The following is a 19,986-nucleotide window of genomic DNA, read 5'->3' on the forward strand; positions in this document are numbered from 1 at the left end:
CCCGCACATCATGCATTGCCGAACGGAAAATGAACTGTTAGAATTTTAGTGCGTTGTGCGACTGCGCTTTCGCATCCATCGATTCCGAAATTCTGCATGGCACCGCCGCGCAGACCGACGGTATCGTCTGTTTAATGAGGGGTTCTATTCGGTGCTCGACTGCAATCCCGAAGCCCTGAACATGATATCGAGGACTTTGCATGCGTTTGAGCAATGATATTTCAGCCGTAGTCACGGGCGGAGCGTCCGGCTTGGGGAAGGCGACCGCCACTGCCTTGGCAGGAGCCGGGGTTAGGGTCGCGATCTTCGACCTGAACGAAGACGTCGGCGAAAGCGTCGCATCGGAAATCGGAGCGACGTTCTGCAAGGTCGACGTGCTTTCCGACGAAAGCGTCGCCGCCGCATTCGAAAAGGCGCGCGCCCACAACGATCAGGAACGAGTGCTGGTCAATTGCGCCGGTGGAGGCAATGCCATCAAGACCGTCAGCCGTTCGCGTTCGAGCGGCGAGATCCGGACATTTCCCGCCGACCAGTTCGCTTGGGTCCTGATGCTTAACACTGTCGGAACTTTCCGCTGCATCGCCCAGTCGGCTGCCGGAATGCTCACGCTCGATCCGATCGACGGGGAGCGCGGCGTCATCATTAACACCGCTTCCGCAGCGGCGCAGGACGGCCAAGCGGGCCAGGCGGCCTATTCCGCTTCCAAGGCGGCCGTTGTCGGCATGACCCTTCCGATCGCTCGCGACCTGTCCAGGGAAGCGGTCCGGATCAACACGATCATGCCGGGCATCTTCGACACCCCGCTCATGATGGGTGCCTCGGACGAGGTGAAGGATTCGCTGGCGAAATCGGTGCCCTTCCCGCCGCGTTTCGGCAATCCGGACGAATTTGCCAGTCTCGCGATGGAAATGATGCGCAATGGTTATTTTAATGGGGAAACCGTCCGCCTCGATGGCGCAATCCGGATGGGTCATTCCTGATCTGGTTGGCCTGATGGGTATGTCTGGCAAGCGCGATTGCCTTGCAGCTTTGCGCCTGCCCCTCCCCTACTCAGGTTTCGCGATGGACAAAGCGGGATGGGAAGCGCAATAGTAAGATGCTAATATTTTAGGCGGCCTCCCAATGGTTCGTATTCCGAGATGGATAACTATGTCTTTCATTCCCTTCCGACAAAATCGGGGGTCTGCCGAATGGCGCTGTGGCTGGCCAGTCGTGTTCGCGTCGGCGCTCGGCATTTCGTTGACGACAATCCATATCTATGGCGTCGGCCTGTTCTTCGAACCGCTCGAACAGGAATTCGGATGGTCGCGGGGTGAGGTTTCGGGTGCACTGCTCCTGCCGTCTGTCATTGCACTGTGCCTTGCGCCTTATGGTGGCCGGCTGATCGACAAATGGGGGCCGCGCAAGGTCGCGCTACCGGCCATCACGGCTTATTGTGCAAGCGTTGCGGCCCTATCGTTTACAAGTGCGTGGATCGGCAGCTGGTGGTTGCTGTGGATCCTCATGGGCGTCAGTTACACCTTTCTGCTGCCCACAGTCTGGTCGGCGGCCGTGTCGTCGTGGTTCATCCGAGGACGCGGTTTTGCGCTTGCCGTTACCCTGTGCGGAACGGGTGTCGGGGCTGCCGTGATTCCCGCGCTCAGCAATACGCTGATCAACCAGTTTGGTTGGCGGGGTGCTTTCATCGGGCTGGGCATCATCGGTGTCATCGTCATCCTGCCCGTTGCCTTTCTATGTTTTTATCGCGCGGGCGACCGCCCCGATCCGGCCAATGCTGAGAAGCCCGCCACCGCTTCTCCCGCGGCCGGCTACAGCTTCAAGGAGGGTGTGCGAACGCGATATTTCTATCGTCTGGTCATTGCCGGTTTCGGAAGCACGTTCGCCATCGTGGGGCTTGTCGTTCATCTCGTGCCCCTGCTTGGCACCCTTGACATCGACCGCGGTTCGGCGGTGGCGATCGCAAGCATGGTCGGCATTCCATCAATAATCGGACGCCTTTCCATCGGCTTTCTCATAGACCGCTTTCACGGCCCCTACATCGGAGCCGTCAGCATCGGCCTTCCCACCATCTCGGTGCTAATGCTGCTGGCATTCCCCGGGTCCGTGACCGCTGCGATCATTGCAATCGTGATCCTCGGTCTATCCATCGGCGGGGAATATGATGCCGTGATCTATCTCTCGACCCGCTATTTCGGGTTGCTGAGCTTCGGCGCCCTTTTCGGAGTGGTCGCCGCGCTGATCAGCCTTGGGATGGGGACCGGCCCGATGATCGCCGGCACGATCTTCGATCTTACCGGCTCGTACCATTTCTTCCTTATCCTCGTCATTCCGCTGACGGCGATTCCGGCATGGATGTTGGCCACCCTCGGGCCCTATCCCCATCCCGATAATCACGCCGACCCGGTCGGGTAATGGCCAACGGCGGAAACGCCACGGATCTGCTCGATCCACGATGGGCACAGGATGCCGAACCGGGCAGAGCCGGTTTGCGACGCAATATCCTGATCCTGCCCATGGCCGGAGCGGTAGAGGTGGAAATGGAGGACGATTTCCATCATTTCGCGCTGGAACTGGGGCATGACGGAACAACTGTGACCACGGTAGAGACCGCTGCTCCGCGCCATCCCTGGTCGACCTGTCCTGCCGCCGGTCCGTTCCTGGCAAACAGGTTGACCCATACGCCTTTGCGCGACGTGCAGAGTTTCGAAACGCCGTTGATCCACTGTACGCATCTGTACGATCTCGCCGTTATCGCTGCACGCCATGCCCTTTCGGACAGGCCGGTCCTGTATTCCGCCTTCGTTGCCGACCCGGTCGAAGGCAAGGTTTTCGCAAGGCTTCGCCGCAACGGCGCCGATGTCCTTTCATGGTGGCTGGACGGTCAGGTTATCGAACCGTGGTCGCGCTACGCCGGTCATAACCTGCGAAAGCTCAAGGTCTGGGGCGCAGGGCTCGACCCCGAGGCGCGTGAACACGCCGAGATGTTGCGCCGTGCGGCGTTCATTGCGAATGGACGGGGCTTCAGCCCCAGATCAGCGCTACGGGCGTCCGATCTTGCCGGCATGCAGGGCGCATGCTTTACTTTTGACGCCGAACGATCTGCCCACGCCGCGCCTGTCCTGGGCTCAAAGAAGGACTTTACAGACGCCGGAACTGCACCGCTCGGCGAGCGGCTGGGAAAATTGGTAGGGCGCCGCGCGGCATCTTGAAAAGCCGCTAGCCGCCGGTGGGCGATGCCATGCCCTTCCGGGCCAGAAACCGCAATAGCATCGCAACAAATTCCTCGGGCGCCTCGCTGGCGATCAGATGGCCCGCAGCAGCAATTCTGCAATCTCGATGTCAGCGATCAGGCGCCCAAGATCCTCGGCACATGGCCGTCAACGATCGCGCTGCGTCCTCCGCGGTGCAATTAGGCGATATTTCGCTCGCCCAGATCGCGGTTCTGCGCCCGGGCAAGCTTGCGCGCAGCCTCCTCGACGCCTGATAAGCCTTCTTCGGCGTCGCTATCGCAGATGCCACGCGCTCTACGCCGTCCAGACGCTGGCGCGGAACAGCATCGACGAGCATCAGACCTGCGATCCTTTCCGGAGGAAGAGAGCCTACCGCTGCCAACGCTATCTTGCCGCCTAGAGAAACGACAAGCACGACCGGAAGGCCGGCCGGCGCGATCGATCACGCAATCGAGATCCTCTACCAGAGCCCAATACTGATAATTGCCCTCTGTTGCGGGGTCGCTATCGCCGTGACCGCGCAAATCATAGGCAAGTGAACCGCAACCCCTTGCAGACAGCATGGCCCCGACCTTGCACCAGGTATGGCGGCGTTGCCTGCCGCCATGGATCAGGATCAGGCCGGGCGACACGCCCTCGCCATGCTGCGTGACGGCAAGCCGGCCGGTCGGGCCCGTGACATCATCCATGTCCAGGTTCATATCCATCGATAAGGGTTCACCATGACGACAGCACTAAAAAAACAACCGGCAGTCGATGACTGCCGGTTGCCGTGATTACAAATGCAAGGCAGCAATAGATCAATAGGCTTCGTTCCCAAAGCTGTAGCGCAGACGAACCCCGAACATGCGCGGCGCACCAAAGCTGACGGTGCTCACGCCCGGGCTCGGTCCGGTAAGGCTGGCATTACGACGATATTCCTTATCAAAAAGGTTCTCGACAAAGATCGTCATGTCGAGCGGCAAGTCACCGATACTGTGCAGTCCGACCCTGGCGTTGGCGACACCATAGCTGGGCACGGTGGTAACGATGCCTTGGCGATAGTCGTCAACCCAGTAGTAGTCGGCCGCGATCGAGAATGTCGTACCTGACAACTCGAACGGAAGGTCGTAACGGCCGCCCACGTTGTAGCTGAATTCCGGTGTGTTGAGAAACAGGCCAGCAGCAGGTGCGATACCGTTGAGGATCGGCGGGTTGAAGAAATCGGTGTACTTGGCATCGATATATGAGCCACCGAAGTTCAAAGTGAGCCCGCCGGTGTTGACGAGACCGTCGATCTCGATGCCCTGAACCGTGGAATCGGCACCATTGATGATCAGGGCCGTGCTGGACGGATCGGTGGACGGATCGTTATCGCCATCGATGTTTGGCGGAATGCCCGAAATCTGGCGTTGCAGATCCTTAAACTTGCCGCGGAACGCAGCGACGTTGAGCCTACCTGACAACGCACCGGCAGACCAGTTGGTCTTCACACCCAGTTCGATATCGTCGACGACCTGCGGGTCATAGGCCTGCAGATCGCTCAACCCGCCGGCGAGCAAGGGCGAGTTGATGCCGCCCGAACGATAGCCACGACGCAACACTGCATAGGTAAAGACGTCAGGTGTCAGCTGGTAATCGACGCCGAACGTCCATGTCAGCTTCTCGAACTTCGCGTCGATATCGAAGGCACCGGGCTGCGCACGGCATGCCGCGGTCGATTGCAGGGGTGTCGAACCGCCGCCAAGCGTCCTGGCGCAAACGCCCTGCTTATCCCACGTGTACCGAAGCGCGCCGTTGACCGACAAACCATTGATCAGAGAGCCTGCGTCATAGGTCAGGCTTCCGAAAACCGCGCGACTGTCATCGCGGTAAAGCGTGTTCGAAACCGTGGCTAGGCGCCACTGATCGACCGGAATGCTGGCTGGACGCAGGAAGCTGGTAAACAGCGATGTCGAACCGATCGGCCGGGTCTTGAGGTAAAATCCGCCGAACAGGAATTCCAGCTGGTCTTCGAACAACGAGCCCGAGACCTGGATCTCGTTGGTGAACTGTTCATCGTTGCGCGTAAGGGCGGTGTTGAGAACCGACAACGGAAGCCCATCCGTGTTGCCCCGCTGGTCAACCTCGACGCGGCGATACCCGAAGATGTTCTTGAAGGTAACTGCCCCGATGTCGATCGTGGTGGTGTTCGAAATGCCCTGGACGCGCGTATGATCGAAAGCATCGACGTCTGAATAAACCTTTCGGGGACCGATTTCGATCTGCCGCGCAATCTGAAGGTCGACATCGCATTCGACGGAGACGTTGCAATTGAACGACTGGTCGATCAGCGCGGCATTCTCCGCACCGACGATGCCGGCTAGGAACAAGCCGTTGTTATAAGGCACCGCGCCGGGGGCCGACCCGACCGGAACAATGCTGGAATAGGCCGCATCCTTCAGGAAGTAATCGTACACCGTGATATTCTCGATGTAGTCGGTCGGGTTGAGCTTCAGCGAAACACGGAACGCATCATTATGCAGTTCGTCGAAATCCGCGCCGACACCCAGATTCTTGGTAAAACCATCGCGGCGTTCGACATTGCCGGCCACGCGAAGCGCGATGCCCTCGGTGATAGGGACGTTGAGAGCGCCCTGCACCGCATGCCAGAAATAGTCACCGCCCGTTACCTGCACGTATCCGCCAAACTGGTCGGTGGGCGCCTTCGAATACAGAAGAACTGCGCCGCCGGTCGTATTGCGGCCGAACAAGGTTCCCTGCGGACCCTTGAGGATCTGGATCGAACTCATGTCATAGGTCGGGACGACCCCGCCAAAGCCTGGCAGCGGGACTTCGTTGAAATACGAGATCACCGAGGGAAGCCCGGGCCCAATCACATCCTTGCCCTGCCCACGGATAGAGAAGGTAGTGTTGGCATCGGTACCTGCGCCCGAGAAGACAACGCCGGGCACCAGCTTCTGCAAGTCGGTTGTCTGCTGGATATTGTTTTGCGTCAACATGTCGTCGTTAAGAGCGGTCACCGCGACAGGGACCCTCTGCAGGACTTCCTCCCGGCGACGCGCCGTCACGACGATCTCGCCCAGCGCCGTGTAATCGGCCGGTGCATTGTCTTGGTCTACAGTATCCACCGGCCCTGACGTATCGGCCGACTTAGTGGACTGTGCCATAGCAGAGCTGCTCAGCCCCACGATTGCACCTGCGCTACAGGCCATAAACAGCCGGAATTTGGATGCGTTTCGCAACATATCAACTCCCCAATTCTTCTCATTATAGCAATCCGAAGACATTGGCTGACCGTTGCCGCCCGCCCCCCTTGGATTAAAAATGACGTAGTGACATTTTTTGCGCCTGTCTAGACTTTTGCTTGCTTCTTGCTGCGAGTCGCGAAATTTGTCCCAGCTGTCGAACGGGCGCGCATCCGCACAACTGGAGATCACAAGGGACGTTATGGACATATGACCGGCACAAAGAGCGTTAGAAAAATCAACAAGCTGGGGCAGTCGATGGGCCCCAAGGGTTTCGATTCGCGCCAGCGCCTGCTGGAAACGGCGCAGGAGTTGTTGATCCGTAACAAGCGCTTAACCGTGGCCGACATCACCAGCGTATCCGGACTTTCGTCCTCGGCGTTCTATGTCTATTTCAGCAACATCAACGATGTGCTCCTGGCCCTTTCCGAACTTGCATCCGAGGACACGACCGAGATTCACGCGATTCTGGATGAAACCTGGGACAAGGAGCGATTGCGCGTCCTGAGCCAGCGCTTCATCAAGGCATTCTATTCCTATTGGGCCCGGCATCGAGAGGTGCTTGCGCTGCGAAATTATCGATCGGACCTTGGCGACACCGCTTTCGAGGCATCGCGCAGGAAAGCGGCAATGCCGATCGTGTCCAAGATCGCGGCTCGCATACAAGAAGCGCACAGCGCCGACGATACCGTGGTCGAGAACGCCATTGCGCGAAGCATCATATTCTATGCTGCAGTGGAACGCCTCGCCGGAAGGACATCACGCTCGGAATTGCAGGCCGGCGACCTGAGTGATGACGAGTTGATGCGGGCCGAAGCGCATATCCTGACCCTGCTTTTCGAATTCAAATAAGGATCGGCAATGCTTTGCGGGCCGCTGTTGCAATCGGCCGGGCTTCAAGACGGGGAACGCTGCGGGGACGCAGCTTCGGAATCCGGATATCGCATGGCGGCGTACAGCATCGTGCTTATACGCCAGACCTCGGCCCCAAGGCAGCCAGTTCGCGCGAACAGCGCCGCAGCGCCGGAAGGATACGGGTCCGCAGTTCGGCTTCGCTCATGCGCATCGCCGACGTACCGACATTGATCGCGGCCACCACGCGCCGGTCGATTGCCCTGACGGGCACTGCGACCGAGCGTAGGCCCTCCTCGAGTTCCTGGTCGACAAGGGCAAAGCCTTCTTCTTCGACCTTATCGCATATGGCCTGCAACCGTGCAGGAGATGTCTGCGTCATCTCAGTCAACGCGACCAGTTCGGTCCGTGCGAGATAGGCAGCGCGCTTTTCGGAACTCACGCCTGCCAGCAAAACCCTGCCCATCGATGTCGCATAAAGGGGCAGCCGACTACCCACACGCAATGCAACTGACATGATCCGCGAAATCTCGGCACGCGCGATGTAATAGACCCGGTCCTCGTCGATGACACCCAGCGAACAGGATTCGCCCAGCTCGTCCCGCAACGCATCCAACAGCGGTTGGGCGCGCACCGCCAGCGGCGTGGACGACAGATAGGCATAGCCTAGCGACATCGCCTTTGGCCGCAGGGCATAGTTCGTCCCATCCTGTGTCGCATAGCCCAGTCGGACCAGGGTATGCAGGCAGCGCCGTACCGCCGGGCGGCTTAGGCCGGTCAGCCTGCTGGCCTGCGCGATCGTCATCGCTCGCTCCTGCTCGGCAAAACAGCTTAGCACGGCAAGCCCGCGAGCCAATGAAGTCATGAACTCCGGATCGCCATGTGCATCCAGTTGCATCATCGTGAACATTGCTCCAAATCAACCGATAATCGGACACTTGAACGCTAATCGGTTGACACAGGCGATGCAACAATTCGAAGGGACAAGGTAAGTTACGTGCCGGGAGAGTAGGATGATCGACAAACAGTTGGCCAGCGCCGCCGACGCGATCGCAGATGTAAAGGACGGCTCATCGGTCTTGATCGGCGGGTTCGGTACGGCGGGAAGCCCCGACCAGTTAATCGATGCCCTGATCAACCATGGTGCAGGCGATCTCACCATCATCAGCAACAATGCCGGCAATGGCGAGGCCGGGATCGCTGCACTGATCAAGGCTGGCAAGGTACGCAAGGTGGTCTGTTCGTTTCCGCGCCAATCGGATTCCCATCATTTCGATGCCGCCTATCGTTCGGGCGATCTAGAACTGGAACTCGTGCCGCAGGGCAACCTTGCCGCGCGCATCCAGGCCGCCGGCGCTGGACTTGGCGCGATATTCACGCCGACTGGCTATGGCACCCTGCTTGCCGACGGCAAGGAAACGCGCGAGATCGACGGCAGGCACCATGTGCTTGAATACCCGATCCACGCCGATGTCGCACTGATCAAGGCGCGGCAGGCAGACCGTTGGGGCAACCTAGTCTATCGCAAGACGGCCCGCAATTTCGGCCCGATAATGGCCATGGCGGCCAAGACGACGATTGCGCAGGTCGATGAAGTCGTGGAACTGGGCGTACTTGACCCCGAGACCATCGTGACGCCCGGCATCTTTGTTCAGCGCGTCGTCGAAATCCATGCCGGCATTACCCGGCCAAGCGGCGGGTGAGGAGTACGAGCCCATGCAGAAACTGACCAGAGACCAGATGGCCGAGCGCGTCGCGCAGGACATTCCCGAAGGCGCCTATGTGAACCTTGGCATCGGGCTGCCGACCAAGGTTTCAAACTATCTTCCCTCAGAGCTCGAGATTTTCCTCCAGTCCGAAAACGGCCTACTCGGCATGGGCCCCGCGCCTGCGTCGGGGAAAGAGGACTGGGACCTCATCAACGCTGGCAAGCAGGCTGTGACATTGCTTCCCGGCGGGGCCTATTTCCACCATGCTGACAGCTTTGCGATGATGCGCGGCGGGCATATTGACATCTGCGTGCTTGGCGCGTTCCAGGTGTCCGTCAATGGCGATATCGCCAACTGGCACACCGGCAAGCGCGAGGCGATCCCGGCCGTGGGGGGCGCGATGGACCTTTCCATCGGGGCGCGAAACACCTTCGTCATGATGGAGCTTCTGACTAAGACCGGCGACAGCAAGCTAGTCGAGGCCTGCACCTATCCCCTGACCGGCCTGGCCTGTGTTTCGCGCGTCTATACCGACGTCGCCGTATTCGATGTCGGTCCTCGGGGGGCCAAAGTCGTGGAAATGGTAGACGGGCTCACGGTCGGCGAACTTGGCGACATAACCGGCGTTTCGCTCGAACTGACCTGACGGAGATCAATATGACCGAAGCTTTCATCTGCGACGCGGTTCGCACACCCGTCGGCCGCTACAACGGCAGCCTTGCCCGCATTCGCGTCGACGATTTGGGTGCCGTGCCGATCAAGGCGCTTGTCGAGCGCAATCCGACACTGGCACCCGAAGCGCTGGACGAGGTGTTTTTCGGCTGTGCTAACCAGTCGGGCGAAGATAACCGCAACGTGGCCCGCATGTCCGCGTTGCTGGCGGGCCTTCCGCCAGCCGTTCCGGGCGTTACGCTCAACCGTCTTTGCGCATCGGGCATGGAGGCGGTCGGTCAGGCGGCCCGCGCCATCTGGTGCAATGAAATGGACATTGCAATCGCAGGGGGCGTGGAAAGCATGACCCGCGCGCCGTTCGTGATCGGCAAGGTCGAGAGCGCATTCGGACGCGGGCAAATGCTTGAAGACACGACGATGGGCTGGCGCTTTGTCAACCCGGCAATGGACGCCGCCTATGGTACGGAAACCATGCCCCGCACCGGCGAGAACGTCGCCGAGGACCACGGCATCAGCCGCGAGGACCAGGACGCCTTTGCGTTGCGCAGCCAGCAGCGGGCCGCAGCCGCGCAGGCATCGGGATTCCTTGCCGAGGAAATCGTGCCGGTCACGGTGCCCGGCCCCCGGCGGAGCGAGAGCGAAGTGATCGAAAACGACGAACACCCGCGCCCCCAGACGACGGCCGAGGCGCTTGCCAGTCTCAAGGGATTGTTCGGGCCGGAAAGTTCCGTGACGGCGGGCAATGCCTCGGGGATCAACGATGGCGCAGCCGCCATGATCGTGGCCTCCGAAGCCGCGGCAACGGAACATGGCCTGAAACCGCGTGCGCGCATTCTGGGCATGGCTTCGGCAGGCGTGGAACCGCGGATCATGGGCATGGGCCCCGTCCCGGCGACGCGCAAGTTGATGGCAAGGCTGGGATTGGCTATCGGCGATTTCGACGCCATCGAACTGAACGAGGCTTTTGCAAGCCAGTCGCTGGCCTCGCTGCGACAGCTGAGCCTTGCCGACGATGCCGCCCATGTGAATGCGAACGGCGGCGCGATTGCGCTGGGCCATCCGCTGGGCATGTCGGGCGCACGCATCGTGATGACCCTTGTCCACCAACTGGAAAAGACCGGCGGCAGGCGCGGCCTTGCAACATTGTGCGTGGGTGTCGGGAACGGGCTTGCACTGGCGGTGGAGCGGGTTTGAAACGACCCGCGCTTGCAGGGACAGGAAAATATTCCAGCTCTTTACGGGCAATGTCAGTGTCTCGTCATCGTCTTGGCCATCCCGAACGGTGGAACGCTTTGAATGCCGGGCACATCGCGTGCCAGGGCCGACCGCTCGACGCCTGCTATCCGCTCGGCTTCTTCGATGCGATCCGCGTGAAGATCGGGGATGAAGGGTCCGTGCGTAATAAAGCGGTCTACATCGCGCGCGGCATATTGCCCGACGGGACGAAGGAGATCGAGCAGACCGAGGGCGCCAAGTTCTGGCTCACGGTCATGAACGAACTGAAAAACCGGGGCGTCGCCGATATCCTGATCGGGGTCGTCGATGGTCTGAAGGGCTTCCCGGACGCGATCAACGCCGTGTTCCCCGAAACGGTCGCTCAAACGTGAGTGGTGCACCTGATCGGAAACTCAATGGGCTTTGCGTCATGGAAAGATCGCAAGCCGATCGCTCAGGTGCTACGCAGCGTCTATCGCGCCAACAATGCCGAGGCCGGTCTGGCGGCACTGGAAACCTTCGAGGAAGGGCCATGGGGCCAGAAATATCCGGCGATCGTCATGAGTTGGCGTCGCCACTGATAGCACGTCATCCCGTTCTTCGCGTTCAGCGCACCGATCCGCAGGATCATTTACACCATAAACGCGATCGAGGCGCTGAACTCCAAACTCAGGCGGGCGGTTCGAACCCGTGGCCACTTCCCAGGTGACGACGCCGCGATGAAGCTGCTATACCTCGTGCTGACAAGCGCCGCTACAAACGCCGCAACCGTATCGAGAGCATGTTCGGCCGTTTAAAAGACTGGCGCCGCGTCGCCACCCGCTACGATCGATGCCCTACGATCTTCTTCTCCGCCATCGCTCTCGCCCCTACCTTCAACACGGATCAGGCAGCCAGTTCACCAGCTTCGCCTCCACGAGCGTACTGCGGGATGCCGGGGTACGGATCAGCCTCAAACTATTCGGTTGCTTGAATAAGCGCGCGTAGTCGATCGCTTTCTTCATCAGGCAGAGTAGCGTCTCACAGCGATTCGACTTCCCGCAAAGCGCGAAGATTTTGCCCAACTGCATCGAAGCGCCTGCGCCCCCCCCCCTCAATCTTACGAGCAATATCACTCTTTACCCAATCTTGACACTATATCTATAGTAGATATAGTGTCAAGATTGTTGACGGAGTTAGGAATGATATTGGAAGCAAAAACGAGGGGGGATCTTCCCGACCTCCTCGACACACTCATCGAAGCGGTGACGGCTTTGGACGCGGTCGGCGTTGAGGGATATCGTGACCTCTATCTTTACGTTGTGGGGACCAGCAACGACCGACATGCGCGGAATCTGTGGGTGGAAAACCGGCATCTCATTGTCGGCCCACCCTGCCAATTAAAAGCATACAGTCCGTATAGCAATTTTGAAATGGAAGCGAGCCGGCGAAACGCGCTTTTCGCCAACCTTCATCAGGTTATTTTAGCTTGGAAATGGTCGACGCAGGAGGCAGCGAGGCACCTGCATTGCTCAGAAGCTATGATCTCACTATGGATCGGTCGATCAACCTCGGCAGATATTCCCTGCTTGCCTCGTTCAATAGCCGAGCGGATCATACGGCTTTCGATGGTGGACCAAGCTCGATGCCTATTGGGCATCACCAACGAAGACGTCCCTACTTGGCTAAGTGCGGAACGGGCCGCATTTGGATGGCGCTCAATTCACGAAATGCTTGTGAGCGGAGGTGACGGCGACTTCAGGCAACTGATGATGTGGGCACTGAACAAGGTGAACAGGGCTGTGGCGGTACACTGATATGAAATCAGATATCGAAAACCAACGGCGGACGGAGCATCTCGGCACGCAAACGCTTGCCATTAAGGGCGTCGACGCCTTCCCGAAATATTTTAGCAAGCTGCTCAGGCTCAAGCAGAACATCCTGCGTCCGGTCGAAAACAGGATGATTGAGCCGCTGCTTTCCAGTCAGGCCGATCACGCCGATGCTGCCGCCGATCAGTCTACGCGCCATTCCCCCATAATGGAGAGCTGTCTGCTGGCGAACACTCGCATCAATCCCTCTGAGCGCTACCCTAGTAAGAAACTCCTTCCAAGGCGCAGAATGAGTAGCGGCGAATATGACGCGAGGTCGAACCGGCACGGCTTGCGCTGTCGCAGTGGCCGCTGTCATGCGCTGCGCAGCGTGCATGGCCGCAATGACCTGAGCGGGACCAGGCGCGCCAGTGAACAGAGCGTAGCCGCAGATCGTAGTCGAGTGCAGATCGATGGCGAGCGATGCGAGCGGCACCGTTGGCCCCAAGCTTTGATGAACGAACACGTTGAGCGGGACATGGTCTATCGCGACGACCTCGCCATAACTCGTCGCTTCCTCAATCAACTCCTGCCTGACATTCGCATTGTTGAGCGTGATATTGTTTGGCGGACCTGTGAGGTCCGAAAGCGCCTCGCTAATGTGCCGCCGCAAGGTCATGTGGCTGGGAATTGGCGCAGACCGACTCCAATGTTCTGCGATCTTTAGCAGAATCGCCACGGGCTTGCGGTCGCCCTCAGCGATTGCCTGGCTGACGATACGATTGATCTCTTCGTGCACATCGTCATCCAGCTGAGGCTTCCTCTTCGCGCCCCGTACACCAAAAGGAACGAGGGAAAAGATGCTTCCCTGCTGCTGCAACCAAGCCCGACGTAGACGGTAGAATGTGCTCAAAGTCACGCCCATCGCTCGCGCTGCGTTCAGAGCCTCGGTTTCGCTTGGCTGCTCATGCTGTTCGAACTCAAGTATGTGCTTGCGACGAAGAAGTGCGACCTCTCTTCGAGCGAGCGGCAGCATCAGCCAGTCCTTGTCGTTCTGGAAAGACGTGTCGTCGTCCATCGATGCAATCCACCGTTCTTCGGCCCTGAGACACTCATAAGCGATGGCTGAGTATGCCGATCCAACACAAGGACCAATACGGGGACGTGATTTATTTGTATCTTTCACTCTCATTTCTTTTTATATCTCCCAAATACTCCGCCTTGGCTGGAGACATTTTCCCGCACCGTCGGCCGTAAAACTGAGTGCAAACATATGACTAATAACCGCTTTATTGCTCGATTTGAGATGCGCAGCGGAGTTCTCAGACGATCGCCTAGCCATTGCGGAGAGCGCTGATGGCTCCGGTTCGTCGCCCAGCGAAGCGGCGCTCGTCATCCTGTACGACAGGCGTCTTCCCGCTTGTCGGGGTCAACGCCGACGTGCTTTCATTCGAAGGACGCCTTGACCTGGATTTTCAGTGGATCATGGCGGCAGCGGCACACGTTCACAGTTACGTCGAGCAGCCTGAGACCTTTCGCCTTATGGTGGGCGGGCAAATTCGCCGATACACTCCAGATGGTCTTGCCTACACGCGCTTTGGCCGCATCTATTTCGAGGTGAAGCCCAAGTTAAAGCTGGCGCGCTCTCCCGATCTCGACGGCAAGCTTCCGTCCATCATTGCCGACTGCAAAAGCCGCAGTGCAAGCTTCTGCATTGTTACTGAAGATCAAATCCGTGTCGGAGACCTGGTCAGAAATTCGACCGCAGTGTGGTCGGCAGCGCAGCAGATCGGCACGGCCGAGGTGCAGCGTACTTGCCGCGCGCTCCGGTCGACATCTCTCCCTGCGACCATGTCGCAGATCGCCAATCTGCTAGGCGAGCGCTGCTGGTTCTTTGTGAAGGCGCTTATTGGCCTACGTTACCTCGCGACCGATCTATCGAAATCGTTTTCTCAACAGACCCTGATCACGCGGGGAAGTCGAGAATGGTGAGCGGCCTTGCTTCTCAGCGTCCCAACGTGCCCGCTGCTTTCAGATCTTCTTCGCAGGTCTGTCAGACCACTTCCGACGGCGAGGATTGAGCTATGCCCGCGAAGACATTTCGCCTCGAAAAGGGAGATTCGATCGCTCTAAAGTACGGCGACGGCTCAAGTTCGCTTTGGCGTGTCATTCGCCGCGTTCGCGAAGGATATTGGCTTGCCTCGCAGCGAGGCGATCCGGACCGCCTTTGGCTGCATGACGAGATTTACGACCGTTACGTCGCCGGCGAAACGGAGATTTGGCATTGCAATCTCGCGGCCCTCGATCCGGGACTGGCCGAGATGATGCAGTCTGATATCGAGAGTTGGCCGCTGCGCAAGATTTTCGAAGCCAAATGCCGTGAGGAATATGTCCGCCGTGCTGCGATTTTGCGCGAACGAGGTGTCGCTGCCAAGATAGCATACCGCCGCGCATCCGCAGCTGTGCTACGAGCCTTTGGTAAGGCATGGGCGCGTGAGGCGGAACGCATTGACGCAGCAGAGAAAGCACTGGCCAATCAAGGGCGTCGCAAAGCTATCTCGACTGCACTCGGTTCTGCGCCGCCGATCGAACCGTTTAAGCTAGGCGAGTATTCCGTAAGGAACTGGTTCCTTCGTTGGGAGGCCAGCGGCAGAGATCTGCGAGCTCTGATCGCCCAGGACCATCGGCGTGGCGATCATAGGCGGCGTAAGACCTGCAGGCTCGATGAGCAGACCGACGAAAAGGTACCGCTGTGCGTTTATGGCGCGATGGCGTGGGTGGGGCGCTCGGTTTGGATGCAAGTCCCACGCGTAACGAAGGCATATGCCTACAAGCGCTTGCAGGACATTTGCACAGAGAACGGTTTTGACACTGTCTCGAACACAACCTTTTATAAGTTTCTCAATACTCATTTTTCCGAATTCGAAGAATTTCGCGCGCGGTTTGGACCTCGTGCAGCCTACCTTAAATATCACATCTTCGAGCGAAGAGATCTTCCAAACCGGGCATTGGAAGAGGTCGAGGTCGACCACTGCCTTCTCGACGTCTTTGTCACCGACGAGAAGGGACGCAAGGCGCGCCCTTGGTTGACCGTGCTCATCTGCCGAGCAACCAAAATGATCTTGGGCATCCACCTTTCATTCGAGGTGCCAAGCTACGCGACGCTCTCGCGGGCCGTAATCCATGCGATGGCACCTAAGGATCTGAGCGGGATGCCCGAAGTGCAAAATGATTGGCCCTGTCACGGCGTTTTTGACATGCTCATCACTGACCGCGGCCTTGAATTTCTTTCTCAGAGCTTTCAGCGCGCCGGCCGCGATCTAAAGTTCGGGATCGTCAACCTGCCTGGGCGCATGCCTCACCTGAAAGCGACCGTTGAACGATTTTTCGGAAGTCTTGGCGTGCGGGTCCTGACCCAAATGGATGGGAGCACGCTGTCGCGAACGGATCAATTTTATGATCCGCAAGCGCGAGCCAAATTCACTTTGGCCGAACTTACCGCCAAGCTCGTGAAGTGGATCGTCGACGATTATCATTATGCTGAGCATGGCACTTTGGGGATGGCCCCGATCAAGCGCTGGAAGCAACTTGTAGAAGATGACCCAATCACGGGCGGCGTGCGGCCGGTAGGTAGCTTCAGCCGACTTGTAATGCTGATGGGCGAGAGGGTACGCCGAAAAATCACCAATGTCGGCATTCATTTTGAGAACAACATTTATGCATCCTACGAACTCGAAACATTACGCAAGCGTCGTAAGGGGTTTGAAAACAAGGTGGAGATTCTCGCGGATCCCAGCGATCGCGGCCATCTCTGGGTCTTGGACAATATCGAGAAGAAGTGGATCGTCGTTCCCGCAGTAAACCAGCGCATATCTCGCGGCCTCAACAAATTTGCTTCACGTATCGTCATGCGCATGGCCCGAAAGTTGGCCGGCAAGGGCGAAGAAATCACCGACGCAGTTATGCTTGAGGCGCGAGAACGGTGCGAATTGGAGGCCCAGACGGCGCACAATCGCAACGCGCTAAGATATTGTTCAGATAGCGCCATGGCCACCAACCTTGAAGGGAATAACGGCATCTTAGCGGTGCTGTCCGGTGCATGGAACGTGTCCGTTCCGGATGACGACAGCCAAGGCCTGCTTTTCCCCGATTTCCCAGCGCTGCCCCCGCGCCCATCCTTCTCTGCCGAGGCGCTGTCGGAGTCGATCGATCCTATCGTGGATGAACCTGCAAGCGCACTGCCAGATAAGGAACCGCTGCTGCGCAACGAAATCATCAACACCCCCGAGGAAGAATTCGACGTCATCGCCCCAGAGGCCTCCGAGACGAATGAGAAAGAGGCTGAGCCGAAGGGCATGGGTGCACTCCGCTCACTTATTGAGCGCCGATCAGAAGGGATGACAACAATCAGATGACAATCACGCTCCACCAGTTCACTGACGAAATGGAGGCCATTGCGGAGCTCGAGCTCTCCATCGTCGCTCACGCACAGCTCACAGCCGCACTTGAAGCCTTTGCAAAAATGCAAGCTCGTGCCCGCGTGCTGAGGAAGGGGCGGCACTTGAAGGCGCGTGCTCTTCTGTTGATGGGCAAAGCTGGCGCAGGCAAATCGACTGTGGTGGAGCTGTGTGAAGAGCTGAACCCGGACATTTCGACCACTGACGGCCTCGTGAAGCGGGTGCTGGTCGTCGAAGTACCGGCGACTCCAACGAAGAGAGCGTTGGTCGCATCAATATTGGGGAAGATGGGTTACGCAGTCTCCAAGGACGTCAATTCTTTCGACATCACGGAAGAGATTGTGGAGAAAGCAAAACTTCTCGGCATTGAGATGATCATATTGGATGAAGCCCATCACATCCTTGATGCGAAGGATACGCATGACATCTCCGAGTTCCTGAAGTCGCTACTCAATCGCGCTGGCTGCAGTATCGTTTTTGCCGGTTTGCCCAACCTGCATGTGCTAAGAACGTCATCGCAATTCGATCGTCGTCTCGAGCCCGACATCTACCTGCGGGCTTACGACTGGACAAGTAAGGCGGAACGGCTCGAATTTCTGGTCCTGCTCGATAAGCTGGAGACGGAGTGCATAAGGCTCCCCGAGCGTTCTGAGCTTGCAGACCAACGCTTTGCTCGGCGTCTCTACACCGCCACGCGCGGCGAAATCGGACTCGTCACCAAATATCTAAGTCAGGCTTTGCTCCTGGCGAAACGCCGAGACTTGCCGCGTATCGATCTCCCGCTACTCGCAGAGGTCGATGCTGGCTGGCATCCAACCGCATCGATCGCAGACGAAGTAGGGTTCGACGACGATCTTGATCTCGAGAATGATCCCGACTTGGAGACCCTCGTCGTGGATGCGCGAAAGGTGATTATTGAAAAGGACCGCAATCCCTTTGCCTGCCCTGCCTCTCGCCTCTCCTTCATACTGAACGAGCGCGCTGAACAACCGGACCGATTTGTCGCAGCCAACAAACGGACAGGCAGGCGCGCGCGCGGGACCGGGCGCGATGAACCGCAGGCTTTCGGTAACTCATGAGAACGTTGCCCTTGACCCTTCGAACTCGGCCGCAAGAGCCAGGCCATGGCGTACTGCTGCGCCTAGGAGCTCGAAATGGCTATGTTTCAGCGCGCCGGTTCGCGAGTTCGATTGGCCTTGATTTCCGCAACATTTTGACAGGGTCGAGCGCATCTAGCCTAGCTCTCATGGCAGGACTGGATCCAGATCCGGTCGCCCATTCCTCGCCAGCGATGCTTCTCCCCAGACGCGGAATCGCACTTTGCGATCAGGAGCTGGAGTTCGGCGACTGGAGCACGCGGAACCGGCGATATTGTCCGGCCTGCCATGCGGTCGACTACGAGGAAGCGCGCCGTCTCGATCTCCGACCGGAATGGTATTTGTCACACCGCACAACTTGGGACGTTCGGCTGATCTCCGGCTGTCCGCTGCATCGGATTAGGCTTCGTGGCGATTGTCACAGCTGCGGCGAATCATTGGGGTGGCAATCGACCGACATCCTGAAATGTGCTCATTGTCGGGCAGACCTGTTGGCCGCCCCCGTCATCCAGATTTCAGACCCTGTCGGCGAATATATCGTTGGCCGCCTTCTGGGACGTCTTGGTGGAAATGATGAGCTGGACGGACTGCCGTTGTCGGCGGCGGTACGCCTCTGCGAACGCCTTGGCCAGATTGAAGCGGTGGGCGCCCTCCCCACCTTACCGCGTCAAAGTTGGGAGAAGCTCTTTCAGGCACGGGCAGTGGGGTTTAGAATGTCAGAAGCACTTGCGCCTTCTGTACTCTCCACTTTGGACACCATTGTCCGTCCAGCAGAGGCACTGAGCGGCCTGCATGAGACGTATGGATGGATCTATGGCGAGTGGCTCGCCACCGCCGACCCTTCAAACCAAAAAGTCAGAGCCATCTTGTTTGATCATGCGGTGCGCAACGGGGTCATGTCGGGAGAGGAGCGCCGCCTCGGCAATTGCCCGCGCGAAACCATCACAATGACTCAGGCAGCGCGAAAAATGGGTATGAGCTATAAACGAGGTCGAGCGACAGCCACTGAAGCTGGTATAGTGCCTCGTGGCTCGCGCCGAAGCGTCGCTTTTACGATAGACCCGAGGGCGATCGCTAAACTGCGTTCGGTTTTGCCGCCGACCGTGCATGTGCAAATCGCGGCAAAACAGCTTGAAACGGGAAAGGCCCGCATTGCGGATCTTGTTAAGGCTAACTTTTTGTTCAGGACACCAGGCGGTGTCACCACCACCTCCATCTCTCAACTGCTCGACAGTATCATCGGACAATGTTGTAAGGGACGGCGTCCTGAGGAGTTGCTCGACGTAGCGACAGCAGCTCGCAATGCAGCCGTACCTTTGTGGCAGATCATCCAAGCGGTACTCGAAGGCACAATCCCTTGTTGGCGAGACGACGCAAGCGGCCTCTCGCAGTTCAAGGTTCGGTTGAGAGACGTGGTGATGCTGCGTGCGGCGTCGCCTAGGCTCAGCGTGGAAGCCGCCGCGCGTCGCATTGGCGTCCACCACGACTGTGCCCGGGCGATGGCGAAGTTCGGCACGATTGCCGATGATGGCGGGATGCTTACTGATGAAAGTATCGAACGTTTCGAGCGCGACTACGTCGTGGGGGCAAAGGCAGCACGTGAAATTGGCCGATCTCCTCGAGCGTTCTATCGGCACCTCGCGACAATTGGCGTGCATCCCGCATTCGATCTTGGAACGCATCGGCAAGCGATATACCGTCGGTCTGACCTTTCGCAGGTGAGTTCGTTCTCGTGAG

Annotated in this window: 16 protein-coding genes and 3 pseudogenes; 15 read left to right on the forward strand and 4 right to left on the reverse strand. The window is 58.6% G+C overall.

The features are described 5' to 3' along the window. The first annotated feature begins 200 nt into the window (after positions 1-200). The 3 genes from ACSMXM_RS12030 (at position 201) to ACSMXM_RS12040 (ending at position 3,209) form a co-directional block, all read left to right on the forward strand. A complete protein-coding gene (locus ACSMXM_RS12030; protein WP_460316486.1) occupies positions 201-980 on the forward strand; it encodes an SDR family NAD(P)-dependent oxidoreductase in 780 nt (259 codons plus the stop codon). 169 nt (positions 981-1,149) lie between these two features. Further along, positions 1,150-2,412 carry an MFS transporter gene (locus ACSMXM_RS12035; RefSeq protein ID WP_460316487.1) on the forward strand — a complete coding sequence of 421 codons (1,263 nt, stop codon included), beginning with the start codon at positions 1,150-1,152 and terminating at the stop codon, positions 2,410-2,412. Continuing rightward, positions 2,412-3,209 (forward strand): hypothetical protein, encoded by a 798-nt coding sequence (locus ACSMXM_RS12040; RefSeq protein ID WP_460316488.1) that lies wholly within the window; start codon positions 2,412-2,414, stop codon positions 3,207-3,209. The genes ACSMXM_RS12035 and ACSMXM_RS12040 overlap by 1 nt, the downstream gene beginning before the upstream one ends. 200 nt (positions 3,210-3,409) lie before the next feature. Here the strand turns inward: ACSMXM_RS12040 and ACSMXM_RS12045 are convergent, their stop codons facing one another. Together ACSMXM_RS12045 and ACSMXM_RS12050 are read right to left on the reverse strand one after the other, a co-directional pair. Then, complete coding sequence (locus ACSMXM_RS12045; RefSeq protein WP_460316489.1) at positions 3,410-3,919, reverse strand: alpha/beta fold hydrolase; 510 nt, start codon at positions 3,917-3,919, stop codon at positions 3,410-3,412. 111 nt (positions 3,920-4,030) lie between these two features. Continuing rightward, entirely contained in the window at positions 4,031-6,457 is a 2,427-nt protein-coding gene (locus ACSMXM_RS12050; protein WP_460316491.1) for a TonB-dependent receptor, read from the reverse strand. 210 nt (positions 6,458-6,667) lie between these two features. Here ACSMXM_RS12050 and ACSMXM_RS12055 point away from each other — a divergent pair, with 210 nt between their 5' ends. Beyond that, complete coding sequence (locus tag ACSMXM_RS12055; RefSeq protein WP_460316492.1) at positions 6,668-7,309, forward strand: TetR/AcrR family transcriptional regulator; 642 nt, start codon at positions 6,668-6,670, stop codon at positions 7,307-7,309. A 115-nt stretch (positions 7,310-7,424) separates the two neighbouring features. Here the strand turns inward: ACSMXM_RS12055 and ACSMXM_RS12060 are convergent, their stop codons facing one another. Further along, positions 7,425-8,210 (reverse strand): IclR family transcriptional regulator domain-containing protein, encoded by a 786-nt coding sequence (locus ACSMXM_RS12060; protein WP_460316493.1) that lies wholly within the window; start codon positions 8,208-8,210, stop codon positions 7,425-7,427. A 112-nt stretch (positions 8,211-8,322) separates the two neighbouring features. Here ACSMXM_RS12060 and ACSMXM_RS12065 point away from each other — a divergent pair, with 112 nt between their 5' ends. The 6 genes and pseudogenes from ACSMXM_RS12065 (at position 8,323) to ACSMXM_RS12090 (ending at position 12,701) form a co-directional block, all read left to right on the forward strand. Beyond that, complete coding sequence (locus tag ACSMXM_RS12065) at positions 8,323-9,012, forward strand: 3-oxoacid CoA-transferase subunit A (RefSeq protein WP_460316494.1); 690 nt, start codon at positions 8,323-8,325, stop codon at positions 9,010-9,012. A 13-nt stretch (positions 9,013-9,025) separates the two neighbouring features. Next, the gene (locus ACSMXM_RS12070) at positions 9,026-9,664 is read left to right on the forward strand and encodes a 3-oxoacid CoA-transferase subunit B (protein WP_460316495.1); all 639 of its coding nucleotides are present in this window, start codon (positions 9,026-9,028) and stop codon (positions 9,662-9,664) included. 11 nt (positions 9,665-9,675) lie between these two features. Continuing rightward, positions 9,676-10,884 (forward strand): 3-oxoadipyl-CoA thiolase, encoded by a 1,209-nt coding sequence (gene pcaF, locus ACSMXM_RS12075; RefSeq protein WP_460316496.1) that lies wholly within the window; start codon positions 9,676-9,678, stop codon positions 10,882-10,884. A 122-nt stretch (positions 10,885-11,006) separates the two neighbouring features. Further along, positions 11,007-11,648, forward strand: a pseudogene (locus ACSMXM_RS12080) (IS256 family transposase); the annotation flags it as partial. After that, a pseudogene (locus ACSMXM_RS12085) lies at positions 11,645-11,779 on the forward strand (transposase); the annotation flags it as partial. The pseudogenes ACSMXM_RS12080 and ACSMXM_RS12085, both read left to right, overlap by 4 nt. Positions 11,780-12,086: 307 nt before the next feature. Continuing rightward, entirely contained in the window at positions 12,087-12,701 is a 615-nt protein-coding gene (locus ACSMXM_RS12090; protein WP_460316497.1) for a hypothetical protein, read from the forward strand. A 7-nt stretch (positions 12,702-12,708) separates the two neighbouring features. On the opposite strand, the gene ACSMXM_RS12095 is transcribed toward ACSMXM_RS12090, so the two are convergent. Beyond that, complete coding sequence (locus ACSMXM_RS12095) at positions 12,709-13,773, reverse strand: hypothetical protein (protein ID WP_460316498.1); 1,065 nt, start codon at positions 13,771-13,773, stop codon at positions 12,709-12,711. A gap of 278 nt (positions 13,774-14,051) precedes the next feature. Between ACSMXM_RS12095 and ACSMXM_RS12100 the strand changes: the two genes are divergently transcribed. The 5 genes and pseudogenes from ACSMXM_RS12100 to ACSMXM_RS12120 all read left to right on the forward strand — a co-directional run bounded on the left by ACSMXM_RS12100 (position 14,052) and on the right by ACSMXM_RS12120 (position 19,985). Next, positions 14,052-14,687 carry a Tn7 transposase TnsA N-terminal domain-containing protein gene (locus tag ACSMXM_RS12100; RefSeq protein ID WP_460316500.1) on the forward strand — a complete coding sequence of 212 codons (636 nt, stop codon included), beginning with the start codon at positions 14,052-14,054 and terminating at the stop codon, positions 14,685-14,687. A 92-nt stretch (positions 14,688-14,779) separates the two neighbouring features. Next, on the forward strand, positions 14,780-17,110 hold the full coding sequence (locus ACSMXM_RS12105; RefSeq protein ID WP_460316502.1) for a Mu transposase C-terminal domain-containing protein: 2,331 nt from the start codon (positions 14,780-14,782) through the stop codon (positions 17,108-17,110). Then, positions 17,107-18,231: a TniB family NTP-binding protein gene (locus tag ACSMXM_RS12110; RefSeq protein ID WP_460316503.1), complete on the forward strand. Its 1,125-nt coding sequence runs from the start codon at positions 17,107-17,109 to the stop codon at positions 18,229-18,231. Before ACSMXM_RS12105 ends, ACSMXM_RS12110 begins: the two co-directional genes overlap by 4 nt. Further along, a pseudogene (locus tag ACSMXM_RS12115) lies at positions 18,228-18,644 on the forward strand (TniQ family protein); the annotation flags it as partial. The gene ACSMXM_RS12110 and the pseudogene ACSMXM_RS12115, both read left to right, overlap by 4 nt. 96 nt (positions 18,645-18,740) lie before the next feature. Continuing rightward, entirely contained in the window at positions 18,741-19,985 is a 1,245-nt protein-coding gene (locus tag ACSMXM_RS12120) for a hypothetical protein (RefSeq protein WP_460317629.1), read from the forward strand. The last annotated feature ends 1 nt before the right edge of the window (position 19,986 follow it).

The organism is Pacificimonas sp. ICDLI1SI03, assembly GCF_054740865.1.